Source organism: Metabacillus hrfriensis (genome assembly GCF_030127205.1).
Taxonomy (GTDB): Bacteria; Bacillota; Bacilli; order Bacillales; family Bacillaceae; genus Bacillus_P; species Bacillus_P dongyingensis.
This window is the reverse complement of record NZ_CP126116.1, coordinates 1850427-1867626: the sequence shown is the minus strand read 5'-3', so window position 1 is coordinate 1867626 and position 17200 is coordinate 1850427. Positions and strand designations below refer to the sequence as shown.

The following is a 17200-nucleotide window of genomic DNA, read 5'->3' as shown; positions in this document are numbered from 1 at the left end:
GAAAAAACTGTAGAGTTTTTGTACGCAGCAATAAGTCAGGAAGTTTTCCAAATTTATTAGCGAAAAGAGGAAAGTAAAATTAAAAAAGTTCAATATAAATTTTTAAAAATCCGCTAAAGATGCAGCTTTGTTCAGTTAAGGCTAATGACAAACACTGATCTAACAACAAAAAAACTCCCATCCAAAAGGACGGGAGCTGCCATTATTTATTTTGCAAATGTGTGTCTTCCGATTGTAAGTGTGACTTCTCTAGTTCGAATCCAGTCGCTCTCAGCTGTTACAGGATTATAGAAATAGACAGAATCATTTCCCATACCCTCATATGCCAAGGCTTCTTGAACCGCTTCTTCAGCTTCTTCATCAGCAGGTTCATTAATTGAGCCGTTTTCAACTGGAGAAAACGCGTAAATGCCAGATTGCTTTTGATAAATAACGTCTCTGATTGTATCCGGGAAACGATCGTCTTTCACACGGTTTAAGACAACTGTTGCCACAGCTACTTTTCCTGCATACGGCTCACCTTTTGCTTCAGCATGAACGATGCGGGCCAATAAATCCTTATCTTCATCTGAAATCGACTGAGGCACCTGTAATTTTTCGCCTACATATAATAATTGACCGCTTTTATGATTAAGGGATTGAATCTCTTTAATGGATACTCCGTACTTTTTGCCGATCAGCCATAAAGTATCACCAGTTTTAACTTCGTGTTTTGTTGCTGCCTCTGCTTTTTCAAACCCAAATAATGAAAAGGTAAGTGCAGAAATGATAGTAAAAGTAAAGAATGCTTTCTTCATTTGTAAACCTCCCAGTTTTCATTCGGATTCGTCTGTTAGAAGTACAAGTTATAGCCTAACAGCTTTATTCACCAGAATCATTGCTTAAAAAATGGAAGGATTACCAATTCAATGTTCAAAATAATACGGCATATCAGTCATTTTCAGAAAATGAAATAGAATATAGCGGACATTTCCCCATGCATAAACAGCAAACTTGCAGCTTTTATCCATAGAGAAATACGTTCTTTTCTCCTTTTACCATTTCACATTCCTTTCTTATGATAAACGTACCGCGGAATACTTTAATGGAGCGCTCCTTAATGGAGACTTGAAAATGATTGAAGAAAAAAGGTTTGAAGAACTTGTAAAGCAGTATCAAAAAATGATTTATTATCACATTAAACATTTGAACATTACAAAAAATCAGGAAGAATATCATCAAATTGGACTTATCGCATTGTGGAATGCTTCAAAAACCTATGACAATTCTAAAGGCACCTTCAGCACCTACCTTTATAAGTGCATAAGAGGCCAGCTTCTTAATGAAATGAACAAACAAATCAGAAGGCAAGAACACGAGGAGCTTCGTGAACATCATAACGATGTGATAATGGAGGATGATCCTATTAAGGAAATGTTAAACGAGCAAATTGTCCGCTCATATAGTCATATCCTGTCTCCGATGCAGCAGAAATGGCTGATTGGCTATTGCATTGAAAAGAAAACGCCATCTGAAATTGCAGAGAGCGAAAAAGTAAGTGCGGCCAGTGTGAAATCATGGAGAAGAGAGGCATTAAAGAAGATCAAAGCCTTACCAGACGAATCACAAGTCTGAACCATTCGGGAAAAGAAAAACGGCTGTCACAAGTGACAGCCGTTTTTACAATTCAGCTCCGGGGAACCTGCATATACCTATAAATAACACTTCCGCCCTGTTGGGCAATTCCGCGAAAATGCTTAAAATCCTCCCGTTCAACAAGAGCGGTCCTAAAGGTAAGGAACACTTCTTTTGGAACATGATATTCATTCATTTCGCCATTCTTTAAAGATTCCAGCATCTCATTTGCCAATTGTTTATCCATGGAACGAACTTCCCCCAAATCTTTTCATATATGCAAGTTTACTAAGGAGAAGTCCGCTTGTCCATGTCTTAATAAATAAATTTTAATGCTTCCTCTATGTCAGTTTCACCAGAGAGGATTTCAAACGTTTTGTTTTTCACTTCTTCATGAGTAAGTGAAGCAATCAAAACTGCTGCCACGTCTTCACGGGAAATGCTGCGGTTTTCTTTGTTCTCTATTTTTTGGGACGCTTCAATCTTCCCTATTGCTCTTTCATCCGTCAGTGCACCAGGTCTCACAATGGTATAGGAGAGATCTGATCCGCGCAGATATTCATCTGCAATTGCCTTTGCCTTAAAATACTGCTCCATTGAGTCAGGACCTGCTGAAGGATTATCTGTCCCCATAGAACTCAGCATGACAAAATGCTGAATCCGATGTTCCTTAGCTGCGTCAATCAGGTTTTTAGCCCCTTCCTGGTCAACTGAAATCGTTTTATCAGGTCCCGTTTTTGAACCTGATCCGGCTGCAAAAATGACTGCATCAGCGAGATGAACCGCATGTGATACATCTCCTTCAAGATCGCCGACAACGGTTTGGGCACCCAGCTTCTTTAGCTCTTTTTCCTGCTTTGGATCCCGCACCATTGCGATGGCGCGATGCTCGCCTCCGCGTGCAATTTGTTCTATTATATGTCTCCCTGTTTTTCCGTTAGCTCCTGCAATTAATACGTTCATTCTTACCAACACCTTTTATTTAGTATGATTGTACTCTTCCCCCAGGAAACTTCCTTCAAACGTTTGGAGTGGTTATTCAGGTTAAGACGTGATGCGGCTCCTGCCATTTACGCAGTGCTTCAAAACATGCTTCTGCATCCTGTAAACCCTGCTCATACAGCTTTTCAAGTTTAACCGGGTTTCTTTCGATCCGGTCAACTTCGAGCTTTTTAGTAGGACGGATCACAAACACATTGCCGAGCCTTTCCTGCTCCTCAATATAATCAAGCGTCTGGTTATAATGCTCATAGCGGTTCAGCATGGCATCTGCAAGCATTGGAAATGCCCTGAATGATCTTCTGACCATCCATTCCATGCTGCTCTTTTTCTTTCTGTATCCAGCATTTCGGGTTAAAATGACCACATTCCGGACATTGCCGTCTGCTTGTGATTTTTTGATCGGAATCGAATCGACAATCCCCCCGTCAAGCAGCTTCCTGCCTTCGTAATCAATCATTGGCGCAATGAACGGAAGAGAGCTTGAGGCTCTTAAAATTGTTAAAATATCCATGCCGATATCCTTTTTATTATAGTAAACAGGCTCTCCTGTCTTACAGTCTGTTGTTCCTACTAAAAATGCCTGATCGCTTTTTAGAAAGGCATCAAAGTTAAATGGAACAAGTTTGTTTGGAATCTCATCAAAAATGAAGTCCATTCCAAATAGCTGCTTATGGCGGATAAAATTCCCTAACGATAAATAGCTCTTATGATTGGCGAAATTGATGTTTACCGTTTTATTTCTTCCTTTTTGCCTTGAAATATATGAAGCGCCCATGCAGGCACCTGCCGAAACCCCGATTACATAGGGGAAATAAAAATCTTTTTCCATAAAATATTCTAATACTCCCGCGGTATAAACCCCGCGCATTCCTCCGCCTTCGAGGACAAGACCTGAAGAAACCAAGCTAATTCGCCTCTTTCAAATTCAATTTTATCTTACTATAACATGTTCAATTCCCCTTCTACACCTAATCTGTTTGGCCCTTTTTCGAAATTCTTGCACAATTTTGATTGAAAGCCTTTACTTAACTGAAAAAATAATGTTAAATAGTCCTAATGGGGATCTGTATAGAGAAGGAGAGAGGAAATGAAAATCGCTAAAGTTGGCAATGTGATTGAATTCAGAGACGGTTTACGTGGCATCGTGGAGAAAGTTAATGAAAATTCAGTGATTGTAGACTTGACGTATATGGAAAATTTCCGGGATTTAGATCTTGAGAGACGGACGGTCGTCAATCATAAAAACTATAAAATTGTAAAAGAACAGCTTCATTGATTTAAAAACAGCAGCCTGATAAGAGAATCCTCTTTCAGGCTGTTTTATTTTTTCCTTAATTCGGATTTTACATGGCTTTAATGAAAAGAAACCATACTAAATAAGAAAGACAAAATTGCAAGGTCAGCTCCGAAAGGCAGATAAGGAGCGGGAAAAATGTCCGGAAATGATTTTTCACTCTAGGAAAAGGAAGAGAGGTGCTGATATGGAATTTCGGCTGCTGACAGAGGAAGACACAGAGCAGTACCGGGCGCTGCGGCTGCAGGCCCTGAATGAGCTGCCTGCAAGCTTTGCTTCAAGTTATGAATCGGAAAAGAAAAAATCAATTGAGGAATTAATCCAAGAGATAATCCCTTCAGAATCTGCGTTTATTATGGGGGCTTTAATGGATTCAGAGCTTTCCGGCATCGCAGGGTTCAAACAGGAGAGTCTTGAAAAAATGAAGCACCGCGGCCAAATTCTTGGAATGTACATCTCCCCCGCTATGCGCGGCAAAGGCTTAGGAAAAAAATTACTGGGCTCTCTTATTGAGAGAATTAAAGAAAATGCGGCCATTGAAAAAGTTGATCTTGCGGTGGCTGTTGATAATCAAAGCGCCAAGGCGTTATATGAATCTTTGGGCTTTATCCAATACGGCGAATACAAAGAAGCTCTGAAAATTGCGAATGGGTATGTGGATGAGATTTATATGAGTCTGGAGCTTGAACACTAATTGGCAGCTTTTGATAGGAAAGTAACGGGGAGATTGGTTAATTTGGCTAGGCGAGCGAACACGATCTGAGTCCTCAAAAAAGACAGCTACATAGTTTTTAGTACTCAAAGAAGGTGTATGTGTCCTCAAAAAAGACAGCTACATGGTTTTGAGTACTCAAAGAAGGTGTATGAGTACTCATAAAAGCCAAATCCATGGTTTTGAGTACTCAAAGAAGGTGTATGAGTACTCAAAAAAGACAAATCCATGGTTTTGAGTACTCGAAGAAGGTGTATAAATCCTCAAAAAAGAAAACTACATGGTTTTGAGTACTCAAAGAAGGTGTATGAGTCCCAAAAAAGAAAACTCCATGGTTTTGAGTACTCAAAGAAGGTGTATAAGTACTCAAAAAAAGCAACTCCATGGTTTTGAGTACTCAAAGAAGGTGTATGAGTCCTCATAAAAGCCAAATCCATGGTTTTGAGTACTCAAAGAAGGTGTATGAGTCCTCATAAAAGCCAAATCCATGGTTTTGAGTACTCAAAGAAGGTGTATGAAATCACTGAAAACAATCATTTTTTCAATAGGAATTGCTGCTCATTCTTAATTTTAATAATGACTTTTTTAGCAGCGTTAACCGTTTTATAGCAGATGCTGTCAAACTATTGATTGCAATAATGAGGTACAGATGGATCCAGCTCGCAAAAACAAATCCAATTAGCGCGAAACATCTCCGACTCGCAAGAATCTTTTTTCAATTAGAAAGAACATCTTTTCAACTCGCACACCTGAATCTCTCATTAAAGTTCCTGTTTTTATCTGCAGCCGGCCATTCTAAAAAAGCAAAAATCCGCTGCTTACAGCGGATTTCCCATTTACTATGTATCTAGTAATCTATTATTGATAAACTTTAATGTTCACTGGTTTTCTGCCCCAATTGATTGCACTGCTTTGACCTGCAATAAAGACATCAATCTTGTTGCCTGTAATCGCACCGCCAATATCAGCTGCAATCGCTTTTCCGTAACCTTCAACTTCTACTGTTGAACCAATTGGAATCACGTTCGGATCAACGGCAATCACTTTAGCATCAGGGTATTTTTTTAAATCCACACCCATCTTCGTAACTCCTGAACATCCTTCGCAAGAAGCCGTATATGCCGTGCTTGTAACCGTTAACTCTTTAACAGTGCCTGAAACGCTGCTTGATTTTTGATTTAACTTACTAAAGGTTTGCGGTCCAGCGATACCATCACTTTTCATTCCTTGCTGCTGCTGGAAATTGGCTACTGCACTTTTCGTGCCGTTCCCGTAAATTCCATCAACAATACCAGTGTATACTCCCCACTCTTTCAGCAGACGCTGAAGCTTGATTACTGGTTTTCCCATATCGCCATAGCGCAACACTTTAATTTTTTGATTCGTTTGTGGACCTGCGATTCCATCAACCTGAATCCGGCTCTTTTCCTGAAATTCTTTCACCGCTTCTTTTGTAATTGGACCATAATAGCCTGTCTCTTCAAAATATGGGAACACACTTTTTGATAAAAGATGTTCCTGCAGTTCTTTAACATCTGAATGGCTCATACCCTGTGAAAGTGTTCTGTCTCCAAGTGCTGCTTCCCCGCTCAGTGGAAAAATTACACTTACACTGAGTACAGATGCGCCAATCAATCCCATAAGCTTTTTCCTCATATTGCCCCTCCTCATGTAATAGTAATACATCACACTATACGTGAAAAAGTTGGGAGTGTTGGTGTATTGAGGAAAAAACAAAACGGAAGAACTAGAAAAATGTCAATTATTAGTCCGTATTTCGACAAAATACTCATAAGTGTTTAAGGTATCTTTCAGGCGAATTCAGAAATTCTCTCGTAATTCTGACATGTTCTAAATCATCATATTGAATGCTTTTTAAAGGCAAGTCATCAAGTGAATAAATAACAGCATCTGGAAAAGCCATTAAGATAGGAGAATGCGTCGCAATGATAAATTGAGAGCCCTCTTTGATCATTTCAAGCAGCATACTGATTAAACTCAGCTGTTTCATCGGGGAGAGCGGACTCTCTGGCTCATCAAGCAAATAAAAGCCGTTTGGGCGAAATCTTGATTGAAAAAACGCCAAAAATCTCTCTCCGTGTGACCGGTTGTCTAACCCTCTCCCGTAAAGTTCCTCAATTTCCCCGATCGTTTTATGATAAGGAGAGGCAGCAAGCTGACGGGCCAAAATCGATTTGTCCCGGTATTCATCTTCTACTTCCTCAAGCCTTTTTGCTGCCTCTGCTCTCATGCGCGTGACGTTGCGGGCATAAGTCATAAAGTCATCTGCCTTTAAATAAAAACCTTTTTTTGTTTTTGCACTCCATGAAAGCTTTAACTGGCGGGAAAATCTCCTGATTTCGTCATTTATATCGTCATCATCTGCTGATGCAATGCGGATTAAACCTGAATGCTCAGCTATAGCTTCAAGCAGTGTTGACTTACCGCTCCCATTTTCACCTGCAAGAATTGTTACCGGTGCATCGAACGACAGAGTAAGAGTTTCTTTAAACAGCGGAAGTCCATAAGGATACTCCTGCTTCTCATAATCAGGGACAAAGCTTAATCTCTTTAAATGCACCACAGATCTCTCCTTTTTAGTTTTTATTATACGACACCTTTTTTCTCCTTGTCTAAAGGGAATGATAACGGTATCATTTTACTTAAAAAGGAGAATGTCCATGTGCGGCAGATACACCTTATTCGCAGAGTATTCAGATCTTGTAGATCGATTTCATATAGGCGCAGCCATTGATGAAGATGAGTATGTATACAGCTACAACATCGCTCCTTCCCACGAAGTACTTTCAGTGATTAACGATGGCACTCAAAATCGAATGGGGTTATTAAAATGGGGGCTCATCCCTCCTTTTGCAAAGGATGAAAAATTCGGATATAAAACAATCAATGCCAGAGCAGAATCATTAGCCGATAAACCAAGTTTCAGACATGCTTTCAGGAATAAAAGATGTCTTGTTCTTGCCGATTCATTCTATGAATGGAAACGGCATGAAAACGGCAAAACACCGATGAGAATTAAAATGAAATCAGATGAGCCCTTCGGTATGGCGGGCTTATGGGAAGCATGGAAATCGCCAAATGGCAAAACCATCTATTCCTGCACCGTGATCACAACCGAACCAAATGAGCTGATGTGCTCCATTCACGACAGAATGCCCGTTATTCTGAAGCCCGAAGACGAAGCAAGCTGGCTTGACCCATCTAATCATGATCCTGATTATCTTCATCAGTTTTTGAAGCCCTTTGACCAAACACAAATGGAGGCGTTTGAAGTATCTTCTGATGTAAATTCTCCTAAAAATAATGGGGTGCATTTAATTCGGGAGATTTGCTGAATATGGATCCTGAGGGTTCTGAGGCGATGATCTATTGGGAAAGAGACTGATCCTGACCAAATGTCAAAAATATGGACTGTTCACATTCATACGAGTTCATTCTAAAAAATCCCTGCTTTTTAGCCAAGTAAACCTAATAATTGCAAAATATCAAAAAAACCAGCTCCTGAGGTAGGAACTGGTTTTAAATGAATAAAGAAAGAAGCCACAATTGCCGTAACTTACGTAAGAAAGTTTTAAACCACCACTTCTCAAAGTGGGTGTTTGCAGCAGCTTTCCTGTCTTCCTCTGCTAATGGAGGCATGACATTTCAGATGCGATATAAAACTCCCTATTACAGCTTAAAGGTTAAAACTTAATTATCATTACGTACAATGCAGCTTGTAGTAGTATATTACATCATTATAAGACAGCGGTCAACCGAAAAGTTTTATTTCCCCGAATAAGGATTAAACAGCTGAATTTAGCTCTTTTACCAGTCAGCAGCATCCATCCCGGCATCATAGATCCAATCCTCAAGATGGATTCGATATTCATCGATAAAAGAGATGCCTTCATCTTCTAATAATTTTTTTTGCAGTCTGCCGGCTTCCGTCTCCTTTATTCCGATTTCCCCCTTGGAATTTATGACACGATGCCATGGCAGAAGATGCTTTCCGCTCATCGAATGAAGAATGCGGACAACCTGCCGCGCTCCTCTTGGCTGACCGGCGCACCGCGCAACTTGTCCATATGTCATCACTTTTCCGGCTGGAATTGATTTTATAATTAATAACGCTCTTTGAGTAAAAGTCTCCATCTTTGATCTCCTGTTCAATAATATTCTTCCTTCTATGATAAACTAAACGTAATGCATTTCACTACTGACGAGAGAGCGGTGCTGATCATGGCAAAAAGAATACAGATACCTTCAAATCTCTTAACCCATCATTACATTCAGAATGAAAAGACCGAATTGAAGATCGTCACACCTCATTATGAGCTGAATCCAGATCTTTATTTCTCAGAAGAACTGTCAAAGGCATTTAAAACAGAAGCAATGGAGCTTTTTTATTCGTATGTACGCAAGGCTAACCGCATGGAAGGCGAGAATGAATTTGAATTTAAGTAAAAGCATGTTGTCCCGCCAGGTTTCGAGTTATAATAAAAGTAAGGCCATATTTCTATGAAATAGGATGGTGACATTATGAAGAACCGAGACAAGCGTCAGAAACGCAAGCGTGACATGCTGAAGGACTATATAAAAAGCAGGCTAAAGAATTTAAAGCCTAAAACCAGCAAGCCACCCGTATCAAATCATCAATCTGGACGTAAATAATAAATAATCACTTTTTATTAGGTAATCCTGCAAACCTGTGCTAAAATGAAAGCAACCATTTAACAAAGCTTGTAACATGATACCTCCCCCCGCTCAAGGTTTTGAGCGGGGGTTTTTAAGTTTTAAGGTTTTCTGGCTGTTCATCCTCTCTATAAAAAAAACGCTTGTCCTTTCAAAAGGATACCTGCGCTATTGTATTAAAAGAGAACGAAAAACATGTTAAAGATGTTTGGCAGAAAGAATAGAGGCAAGATGGGGAGTCTTTTATTCTGTCTTGGAGTTAGAATTTTTAATTTTTAAAAAAAGAAAATAATAATCACACATTATTTCTACTTAAATTCAGCAGCTATCGACGGACAAAATAGTTTGTGCAACTGGAAATTTTATCTAACAGAATACTTGTCATAGTCGCAATAAAGGCACTTCCGATAATATCAGATGGATAATGATGTCCTACCCAAATACGCGAGAAGCCAGTCAACAAAGATAATACCCACATGATTGAACCAAAGATACGATTATAAAGAAAGATAGTAGTAGATACAGCAAATACAAGCAGCGTATGTTTACTTGGAAATGAAGAATCCATTTTTGAAGGAATAAGTATGCCGACCTGTCGTTTCACAAACGGCCGCGGTTTAAAATAAACCATTTTTACCAAAGTATGAATAAATAAAGTAAGCCCCGCTGATATCACCGCATTACGTGACACTTTTTTGTAAGAATTACTAAATCGCATGAAAATCAAAACAAAAATAAACACATAACGAATCTTATTTGATATCAATATCATCAGCCAATCAATTGGAGAACAACGTCCGGAAAGCTGATTGATTGTCTTAAATACTTTGTAGTTCATAATAATGTCTCCTGACTATATTGTTACACATAAAATTCCCTTCATAGCGGGAAATATGTAAAAATCGGGAAAATGAATTTCCTCTAAGTTAGGTGCTGCTTTAAGAGATTCAAGGTTTAAACAGGTTATTAATTACGTCTGGAAAAAGCACATTCCACTATATCAGGAGTGCGCTTCTCTTTAGAACCAGTTTTTAAGAACAGCTTCAATAGCAGCGTTACATTTTTTGACTATTCATTCATGATTGTTAAGGAAAAGCGATGCTTTCATCATTCTACATATCACTATTTCGATGAAATGTTATCTTAACTTTTTAAAATAGGACTTAATTTATCTATAGCTTCTTGTAATTTTTTACTATTTTCACTATACATTTGCTTTGCCTCAGTTGATTCAGTTCCAAGTGCAAATAACTCTAAGTCCGCCTGACATTTTTTCATTGCGGCGAAAACTAAAGGTTTTTCTTGAGGAGATGGGACTTGAAGTTTATCATCAAAGAGGTCAACGGTTAATTGACCGTAAGAATCTACCTGTCCAAGAAAAACATTTTCAATGGTAACTCCCAGTTTTTCCAGTTCAGTTTTCAGCCAATTTCTGCTTCGGCCAATAGTAGACAGCGGCTCATCTAAGATTTCTCCATCCATAATGACGCTCTGGGGTTCCTTAATGGAAGCAACATTTAAGTTTACATCTTTCGGAGTTAATGGCTGATTTTCTTTTTTTAACAGAACACTTAATTCCCCGGTCGGCTCTAATAATGCAAATTCCACATCAGCCACCTGGAAGACGTCCTTCTTTCGAAGCAATTCCAGCAACTCATCGGTTGTGTATTTTTCCTTTTTCAAGTTATCTTCCATGATTTTCCCATCTTTAATAAAAACAGTTGCTCTCCCTTCTATAAAATCGCGAAAGACTTTGCTTTTTAAAGAAATCAAACCTGCTAAAAAAGGCATTGAAGCGAAGATCAAGATTCCGATTATCCCGTTAAACATGTTCTTTTCAAGACCCATAACAACTTCTCCTGCAATACTTCCAATTGTAATGCCAGTGACATATTCAAAAAATGAAAGTTCGGAAAGCTGCTTTTTACCTAACCATTTTGTAATTAGAAATAAGACAACTACAAATAATAATGCCCGTACTACTACATCTAACCACTCAGGCACTGTTTAACACCTCCTGTTTAAGAATGGTTTATCCTAAAAACCTTTATATTGAGACTCTTCTCGCTCCACTTCCCCAATTCGCTTTTTTAAATCTGCAGATATTTCATGCACGATCATCATGGTTTCATGTAATGTACGTTTTGATTCATTAGCTTGAGTCCGTAACGCTAAACTTGATAGATCAGCCTCAATACCTTTTAGCTGAGCAAAACATTGTTTTACATCTGATGCGATGGTCATTACGGATCCTCCTTATCCTTTAGGTTTAAAAAGCATGGCGCCAATCATTCCGAAAATGATGGCAGCAGAAATACCGGCACTTGTCACTTCAAACATTCCCGATATTACACCGACTAATCCATGTTTTTCAGCTTCTTCCATCGCGCCATGCACAAGGGAATTTCCGAAACTCGTAATCGGAACCGTAGCTCCTGCTCCTGCAAAATCGATAAACGGTTCATATAAACCAAATCCATCAAGAAGGGCGCCAATGACAACGAATGTACTTAATGTGTGAGCAGGTGTGAGTTTAAATACATCAAACATAATTTGCCCAACGACGCAAATCAAACCGCCTACGACAAAAGCCCAAAAGAAAATCATAATCGTTATTCACCTCCGTATTCTATCGACACTGCATGAGCTATACAAGGAATCGTTTCATTTTGCTGAAAGCTTAAAGGCGATAATAAAGCACCAGTCGCTGCAACCAATATGCGTTTAAACTCACCTTTTTTCATCCGGTTTAATAAGTGACCATATACGACCGTTGCCGAACATGCCGGCCCGCTGGCTCCAGCGAGTACTGGCTGCCCTTCCCGGTAGATCATCATTCCACAGTCCTGATACTGTTTTTCATTTATTGGGGTTCCATGTTTTTTAAATAAATCAAGTGAAACTTCGTGGCCAATCTGACCAAGATCTCCTGTTACAATCAAATCATAGTAGGAGGGATCTAGATTTCTTTCTGTTAAATGAGCCTCAATCGTATCAACCGCAGCCGGAGCCATCGCACCACCCATGTTAAATGGATCGGTCATTCCCATATCAATGACACGGCCAATCGTAGCAGATGTAACACGAGGGCCCTCTCCTGATTGACCTAACAAAGCAACTCCGGCACCAGTTACAGTCCACTGTGCTGTTGGCGGTTTCTGTCCGCCGTACTCAGTCGGATAACGGAACTGTTTTTCAACAGCAGTGTTATGACTTGAAGCTCCTGTTAATAAATATTTGGCTCCTTTGGTGTTAACTAGATAGGCGCCAAGAGCAAGTCCCTCCATTGAGGTCGAACAGGCACCAAACAACCCAAGATATGGTGTCCCTAATGTCCGGCACGCAAAGCTTGTAGGAGTAATTTGATTAATAAGGTCTCCTCCAAGGAAAAACTGAATTTGCTCCTTTTGAAGACCAGCTTTTTCAATAGCTCTTTGACTGGCTTCTTCAATTAGTACTTTATGGGCTTTTTCGTAGGAATCTTGTTCTAACCATAAATCGGAATGAAGAAGATCAAAATCTTCAGCGAGTAACCCTTCTGCTTCAAATGGTCCGCCGACAGTTCCAGTGGAGAGAATGACCGGATTGTTCTCAAATATCCACGTACGATGGCCCATTAACATTACAAGCCACCCCACTGGATAAGAATGGTTTTGATTGTAGCAATCACAAACGCGGAAAAAGTACCGAACAAGATGACAGAGCCGGCTAATTTAAACATATTACCGCCTACACCCAGCACAAACCCTTCAGTTCGATGTTCAATGGCTGCGGATATGACTGCGTTTCCGAAGCCCGTAACCGGAACAGCAGAACCAGCCCCTCCAAATTGTGCGATTCGATCATAGACTCCAAAACCTGTAAGAAGCATAGAGATGAAAATTAATGTACCAACCGTCGGATTTCCAGCTGTCTGGTCAGTAAAATCAAAATAATAAATATAAAACATTTGAATACATTGGCCGATCAAGCAAATGAATCCACCCGTTAAAAATGCCTTTATACAATTTTTAAAAACCGGTCTTTTTGTTTCTAGCTGCTTTTCAAGGGTTTGATATTCTTGTTGTACAGGTGTTAATTGTTTCTTTTGCTTATTAGACATGCCTGCCCCTCTTTCATCATGCTTTTTCCTTCATAAGACTTTTAATTTTATCGAAATCTTTTTTTAATGATTTCATTTGGGTATGATCTTTTTGCAGTTTTTGTTCTAATTGTTCCAGTTCCAAATATATTTTTTGATCAGTCGAAACGAAGATTTTATACTCGGGATGCATTTTTTCTATGTCTAGCTTCAGTTTCTTTTTGATGCTCTTTAATCGAAACCGATCAAATTGGTGGACTTTTACAGCCAATAACAGCTCCTTATCTGTATTCACAGCTTTTACAGACGAAATCTCCTCTTTTTTTACTACTTTTTCTTTTGATTGATTGGCAACAGTTTGATCAATTGGCCCGCTTGTATGTACATATTCGATATTCATATCATTATTTTCAGACACTTGCTGATTCAGATTTCCGTTGCATCCTGAGCTTAGTCCGATGGCTGTTAGTATTATAAGAAAAATGATTAATTTAATTGTTTTGTCTTTCATGAAATCACCTCATGTTTTTTCATTATTTAAGAAGAGAAAGGTTGGTTAACAGCCAACCAACCTTTTGTCTCGCCTATTTATTGTTGATTGTATTGAGGTTCTTCTTGTTCGATTTCCTGAAGACGAGGAGAGATACTGTCAACAACAGCCTGTGTTTGTTGAGCGGCTTGCTGGTAAAGCTGTTTAGCTTGTTGATTATCGGTAGCAAGTGCAAAGGTTTCTAAACTGGCTTGTGCACTTTTTAATCCAGCTATTGTTTGCTTAACTTGTGCTCCTACTGTCATTTTTTGATTCCTTCTTTCATTTGAATTATTAACGTACAAGTTGTATTGTTTCTTATTTTATTTATTTTATGTAATCAGCTGCATTGGCTTTCTTCACTGTTCCCGCATACTCTTGACTATTCTGACCGCTTATACTCACCCTTACTGCTCGGTCTCTCATTATGAAAATAAAATTGAACACAAAAAAACAGCCTCTATAAAAGAGACTGTTTTATATGTCAGCTTAAAATTAAGCTTTTTGAACGTTAGTTGCTTGAGGTCCGCGTTGACCTTGCTCTACGTCAAATGTAACTGCTTGGCCTTCGTCTAAAGATTTGAAACCTTCGCCTTGAATAGCTGAGAAATGAACGAATACGTCTTCTCCGCCTTCGCGCTCGATGAATCCGAAACCTTTTTCTGCGTTAAACCATTTTACTGTACCTTGTTCCATTGTTGTTGCCTCCTCGTATGCTTTAGCATACATTGTGTTACTATCCTTGCTCTCATTGATAACAAAAGGTGAAAAGTTTTAGCACTTGTTCTTTCCTTGCGTACCGAACAAAAATAATTCTTAATAAATATAACATGTATTATTTTAAAAAGCAAATTATGCTTGAAAATAAATTCAGCTTTTATCAGCGATTGTCGATTTTCTCCGGATACATATCATGATTCATCATGCGGTGTTCAGCCATTTGTTCGTATTTTGTGCCGGGTTTTCCGTAGTTAGTATAAGGGTCAATTGATATTCCGCCTCGCGGAGTAAACTTGCCCCACACTTCAATATATCTAGGGTCCATCAGGTCAATCAGATCATTCATGATGATGTTCATGCAGTCTTCATGGAAGTCTCCGTGATTGCGGAAGCTGAATAGATAAAGCTTCAATGATTTGCTCTCAACCATTTTTTTATCAGGAATATAGCTGATATAGATGGTTGCAAAGTCAGGCTGTCCTGTTTTTGGACAAAGACTTGTAAATTCAGGGCAATTAAATTTCACAAAATAATCGCGGTTTTCATGTTTATTATCAAATGATTCTAATATATCAGGGCTGTATTCGAATAAATAATTTGTTCCCTGATTTCCAAGCAATGTTACATCTGTTAATTCTGAATCTTGTCTTCCAGCCATAATCAGCCGTCCTTTCTTAGTTAAACTCCTCTTTTGTTTCCCCAAACAAGGGTGTGCAGCTGCGGCAATACGCGCGCATTGTTTAAATCTTCTTCTGATACTGCCCGGTCGATCAGCCACTCGTATCTTGTAAGCAAATGAGTTATTAATTTCCCATCATCCGGTTCTTGGACCAAATCATTTCCTACCTGAAGATAAAAAATGATTTCCGGGTATTTCTTGTGAACCATTTTCGCATACTCCAAATCCTGCTCATCAAATACAACTACTTTTAAACTAGCATGATGGAGACGTTTTTTTTCCGTTAAATAACGAACAATTTCATCCAATTTATCAAAGTCAGTCTTCATTCCTGAGCTCGGCGGTTTTGGCGAAATGGTCAAATCATCAATTTGATCAAACCAAGGCTGCAGACGGCTGCCCTGTGTTTCAATCGCAACTTTTACTTTTTTTTCGTGAAGAAGATCAATCAGTTCATTCAGATTCCCAAGTAAAGCAGGATTTCCGCCTGAAATTGTCACGTGAGAAAAATGGCTTCCGCCAAGTTCGAACAGCTCTGACCAAATTTCTTCCGCTGTTAATTGCCTAATGTCATCTTTTGCGGATCCGTCCCAAGTGAAAGCAGAGTCACACCAGCTGCATGAATAGTCACAGCCTGCCGTACGGACAAACATCGTTTTTTGCCCAATAACCATTCCTTCCCCTTGAATGGTCGGTCCGAAAATTTCTAGAACGGGAAACTTTTTCATCCATTTTTCACCTGCTTAGGACGGTACATAACGTAGCTTGTTGGTGTTTCGCGGACAAAAACTCCGACACACTTCGGTTTGTGTCCCAGTGTATCCAAATGCTGCTGGATGATTTCATAAATCGTGCGAGCCACTACTTCAGTAGTAGGAAATTTATTTGGATCAAGATCATCAAATACTTCATTTTCATTTAGAATTGTATGGTCAAAGCGGTCGTGCACGAGCTCCTTGATATGGGCAAAATTGATGAGGAACCCGGATTGATCAAGCTCATCTCCCGCAACCGTTACATTAATAAAATACGTATGACCGTGGATACGGCGGCATTTCCCTGCTTCATCATTCGGCACGTAGTGAGCCGCAGATATCTGCATATCTTTGTTCAGCTCATAAGAATAAGGATGAAGTGTTTGCGGGTACATTTGCTGAAGCATTACGCCTCTCCTCCTTTAGCTGCCAGATATTCGTCAAGGCCTTTTTTCCTTAAGTGACATGCCGGACATTCTCCGCATCCTTCTGCGATAATACCGTTGTAGCATGTGAGCGTTTTTTCCCTAACATAATCCAGTGCACCGAGTTCATCTGCAAGCTTCCATGTTTCCGCTTTATCGATCCACATAAGAGGTGTATGAATGACAAATTGATCATCCATTGCTAAATTGATGGTGACGTTGCATGATTTTACGAACACGTCGCGGCAATCCGGATACCCGCTGAAATCTGTTTCACAGACCCCTGTTACGATATGCTTTGCTCCGATTTGCTTAGCAAGGACGGATGCAAACGTCAGGAACAGCAGATTTCTTCCTGGGACAAATGTTGAAGGAAGTTCGCCTTCCTTATGTTCAATTTCAATATCATCTCTTGTAAGAGCATTAGGTGCAAGCTGATTTAATAGCGACATATCCAAAAGATGGTGGCGTACTCCAAGTTCATTTGCAATGGATTCTGCTACTTCTATTTCAAGCTTGTGGCGCTGGTTATAATTAAACGTTACAACTTCCACTTCTTTAAATTGCTTCAAGGCCCAAAATAAACATGTCGTACTATCCTGGCCGCCGCTGAATACAACAAGCGCTTTATCGTTTTTCATCTATATGTCCTCCTCATTCGAAGAGAGCATTCTTTCACAACCCCGATTTAAAA

General features: G+C 39.4%; 26 protein-coding genes and 1 other RNA gene. 6 read left to right on the top strand and 21 right to left on the bottom strand.

Translation table 11 applies throughout. The features are described from left to right. Window positions 1-206 precede the first annotated feature (206 nt). Window positions 207-797 carry a cell wall hydrolase gene (locus tag QLQ22_RS09260; protein ID WP_284016529.1) on the bottom strand — a complete coding sequence of 197 codons (591 nt, stop codon included), beginning with the start codon at window positions 795-797 and terminating at the stop codon, window positions 207-209. Window positions 798-1113: 316 nt separating this feature from the next. Here QLQ22_RS09260 and QLQ22_RS09255 point away from each other — a divergent pair, with 316 nt between their 5' ends. After that, the gene (locus QLQ22_RS09255; RefSeq protein WP_284016528.1) at window positions 1114-1614 is read left to right on the top strand and encodes a sigma-70 family RNA polymerase sigma factor; all 501 of its coding nucleotides are present in this window, start codon (window positions 1114-1116) and stop codon (window positions 1612-1614) included. Window positions 1615-1666: 52 nt separating this feature from the next. Here QLQ22_RS09255 and QLQ22_RS09250 read toward each other — a convergent pair whose 3' ends face one another. The 3 genes from QLQ22_RS09250 to QLQ22_RS09240 all read right to left on the bottom strand — a co-directional run bounded on the left by QLQ22_RS09250 (window position 1667) and on the right by QLQ22_RS09240 (window position 3520). Then, window positions 1667-1861, bottom strand: coding sequence for a hypothetical protein (locus QLQ22_RS09250; protein WP_284016527.1), 195 nt, complete (start codon window positions 1859-1861; stop codon window positions 1667-1669). Between the two features lie 68 nt (window positions 1862-1929). Then, a complete protein-coding gene (locus QLQ22_RS09245) occupies window positions 1930-2577 on the bottom strand; it encodes an SDR family oxidoreductase (protein ID WP_223441552.1) in 648 nt (215 codons plus the stop codon). Window positions 2578-2653: 76 nt separating this feature from the next. Then, entirely contained in the window at window positions 2654-3520 is an 867-nt protein-coding gene (locus QLQ22_RS09240; RefSeq protein ID WP_284016526.1) for a patatin-like phospholipase family protein, read from the bottom strand. Between the two features lie 183 nt (window positions 3521-3703). On the opposite strand from QLQ22_RS09240, the gene QLQ22_RS09235 reads away from it, so the two are divergent. After that, window positions 3704-3892, top strand: coding sequence for a YkvS family protein (locus QLQ22_RS09235; protein ID WP_029281718.1), 189 nt, complete (start codon window positions 3704-3706; stop codon window positions 3890-3892). Window positions 3893-4097: 205 nt separating this feature from the next. Next, on the top strand, window positions 4098-4604 hold the full coding sequence (locus QLQ22_RS09230; RefSeq protein ID WP_223441550.1) for a GNAT family N-acetyltransferase: 507 nt from the start codon (window positions 4098-4100) through the stop codon (window positions 4602-4604). Window positions 4605-5480: 876 nt separating this feature from the next. On the opposite strand, the gene QLQ22_RS09225 is transcribed toward QLQ22_RS09230, so the two are convergent. Next, window positions 5481-6278 carry a peptidoglycan-binding protein gene (locus QLQ22_RS09225; protein ID WP_223441548.1) on the bottom strand — a complete coding sequence of 266 codons (798 nt, stop codon included), beginning with the start codon at window positions 6276-6278 and terminating at the stop codon, window positions 5481-5483. A 133-nt stretch (window positions 6279-6411) separates the two neighbouring features. Next, window positions 6412-7203 (bottom strand): AAA family ATPase, encoded by a 792-nt coding sequence (locus QLQ22_RS09220; protein WP_284016525.1) that lies wholly within the window; start codon window positions 7201-7203, stop codon window positions 6412-6414. A gap of 100 nt (window positions 7204-7303) precedes the next feature. On the opposite strand from QLQ22_RS09220, the gene QLQ22_RS09215 reads away from it, so the two are divergent. Further along, complete coding sequence (locus QLQ22_RS09215) at window positions 7304-7978, top strand: SOS response-associated peptidase (RefSeq protein ID WP_284016524.1); 675 nt, start codon at window positions 7304-7306, stop codon at window positions 7976-7978. A 198-nt stretch (window positions 7979-8176) separates the two neighbouring features. Here the strand turns inward: QLQ22_RS09215 and ssrS are convergent. Both ssrS and QLQ22_RS09205 read right to left on the bottom strand, forming a co-directional pair. Beyond that, window positions 8177-8364, bottom strand: a non-coding RNA gene (ssrS, locus tag QLQ22_RS09210) — 6S RNA. 86 nt (window positions 8365-8450) lie between these two features. Further along, window positions 8451-8777, bottom strand: a complete 327-nt coding sequence (locus tag QLQ22_RS09205; RefSeq protein WP_223441540.1) for an MGMT family protein — start codon at window positions 8775-8777, stop codon at window positions 8451-8453. Window positions 8778-8864: 87 nt separating this feature from the next. Here QLQ22_RS09205 and QLQ22_RS09200 point away from each other — a divergent pair, with 87 nt between their 5' ends. Beyond that, complete coding sequence (locus tag QLQ22_RS09200) at window positions 8865-9089, top strand: hypothetical protein (RefSeq protein WP_223441537.1); 225 nt, start codon at window positions 8865-8867, stop codon at window positions 9087-9089. A 75-nt stretch (window positions 9090-9164) separates the two neighbouring features. Beyond that, window positions 9165-9296, top strand: coding sequence for a hypothetical protein (locus tag QLQ22_RS09195; protein WP_275976748.1), 132 nt, complete (start codon window positions 9165-9167; stop codon window positions 9294-9296). Window positions 9297-9642: 346 nt separating this feature from the next. Here QLQ22_RS09195 and QLQ22_RS09190 read toward each other — a convergent pair whose 3' ends face one another. The 13 genes from QLQ22_RS09190 to queC form a co-directional block, all read right to left on the bottom strand. After that, entirely contained in the window at window positions 9643-10155 is a 513-nt protein-coding gene (locus tag QLQ22_RS09190; RefSeq protein ID WP_284016523.1) for an undecaprenyl-diphosphatase, read from the bottom strand. Between the two features lie 305 nt (window positions 10156-10460). Further along, the gene (locus tag QLQ22_RS09185; protein ID WP_284016522.1) at window positions 10461-11321 is read right to left on the bottom strand and encodes a DUF421 domain-containing protein; all 861 of its coding nucleotides are present in this window, start codon (window positions 11319-11321) and stop codon (window positions 10461-10463) included. Between the two features lie 33 nt (window positions 11322-11354). Next, window positions 11355-11561: a DUF1657 domain-containing protein gene (locus QLQ22_RS09180; RefSeq protein WP_284016521.1), complete on the bottom strand. Its 207-nt coding sequence runs from the start codon at window positions 11559-11561 to the stop codon at window positions 11355-11357. A 12-nt stretch (window positions 11562-11573) separates the two neighbouring features. After that, complete coding sequence (spoVAE, locus tag QLQ22_RS09175; protein WP_252204830.1) at window positions 11574-11924, bottom strand: stage V sporulation protein AE; 351 nt, start codon at window positions 11922-11924, stop codon at window positions 11574-11576. Between the two features lie 5 nt (window positions 11925-11929). Continuing rightward, a complete protein-coding gene (gene spoVAD, locus QLQ22_RS09170) occupies window positions 11930-12940 on the bottom strand; it encodes a stage V sporulation protein AD (RefSeq protein WP_284016520.1) in 1011 nt (336 codons plus the stop codon). Continuing rightward, window positions 12940-13419: a stage V sporulation protein AC gene (gene spoVAC / locus QLQ22_RS09165; RefSeq protein ID WP_223441525.1), complete on the bottom strand. Its 480-nt coding sequence runs from the start codon at window positions 13417-13419 to the stop codon at window positions 12940-12942. The genes spoVAD and spoVAC overlap by 1 nt, the downstream gene beginning before the upstream one ends. A 16-nt stretch (window positions 13420-13435) precedes the next feature. After that, window positions 13436-13909 carry a YhcN/YlaJ family sporulation lipoprotein gene (locus tag QLQ22_RS09160; RefSeq protein ID WP_284016519.1) on the bottom strand — a complete coding sequence of 158 codons (474 nt, stop codon included), beginning with the start codon at window positions 13907-13909 and terminating at the stop codon, window positions 13436-13438. 77 nt (window positions 13910-13986) lie between these two features. Then, on the bottom strand, window positions 13987-14193 hold the full coding sequence (locus QLQ22_RS09155; RefSeq protein ID WP_223441520.1) for a DUF1657 domain-containing protein: 207 nt from the start codon (window positions 14191-14193) through the stop codon (window positions 13987-13989). Between the two features lie 229 nt (window positions 14194-14422). Then, entirely contained in the window at window positions 14423-14623 is a 201-nt protein-coding gene (locus QLQ22_RS09150) for a cold-shock protein (RefSeq protein ID WP_070876230.1), read from the bottom strand. Between the two features lie 184 nt (window positions 14624-14807). Next, window positions 14808-15305, bottom strand: a complete 498-nt coding sequence (gene queF, locus QLQ22_RS09145) for a preQ(1) synthase (protein WP_223441518.1) — start codon at window positions 15303-15305, stop codon at window positions 14808-14810. A gap of 20 nt (window positions 15306-15325) precedes the next feature. Continuing rightward, a complete protein-coding gene (gene queE / locus QLQ22_RS09140) occupies window positions 15326-16054 on the bottom strand; it encodes a 7-carboxy-7-deazaguanine synthase QueE (RefSeq protein WP_223441517.1) in 729 nt (242 codons plus the stop codon). Continuing rightward, entirely contained in the window at window positions 16051-16488 is a 438-nt protein-coding gene (gene queD / locus QLQ22_RS09135; protein ID WP_284016518.1) for a 6-carboxytetrahydropterin synthase QueD, read from the bottom strand. The genes queE and queD overlap by 4 nt, the downstream gene beginning before the upstream one ends. Further along, window positions 16488-17147 carry a 7-cyano-7-deazaguanine synthase QueC gene (gene queC / locus QLQ22_RS09130; RefSeq protein WP_284016517.1) on the bottom strand — a complete coding sequence of 220 codons (660 nt, stop codon included), beginning with the start codon at window positions 17145-17147 and terminating at the stop codon, window positions 16488-16490. The genes queD and queC overlap by 1 nt, the downstream gene beginning before the upstream one ends. Between the last annotated feature and the right edge of the window lie 53 nt (window positions 17148-17200).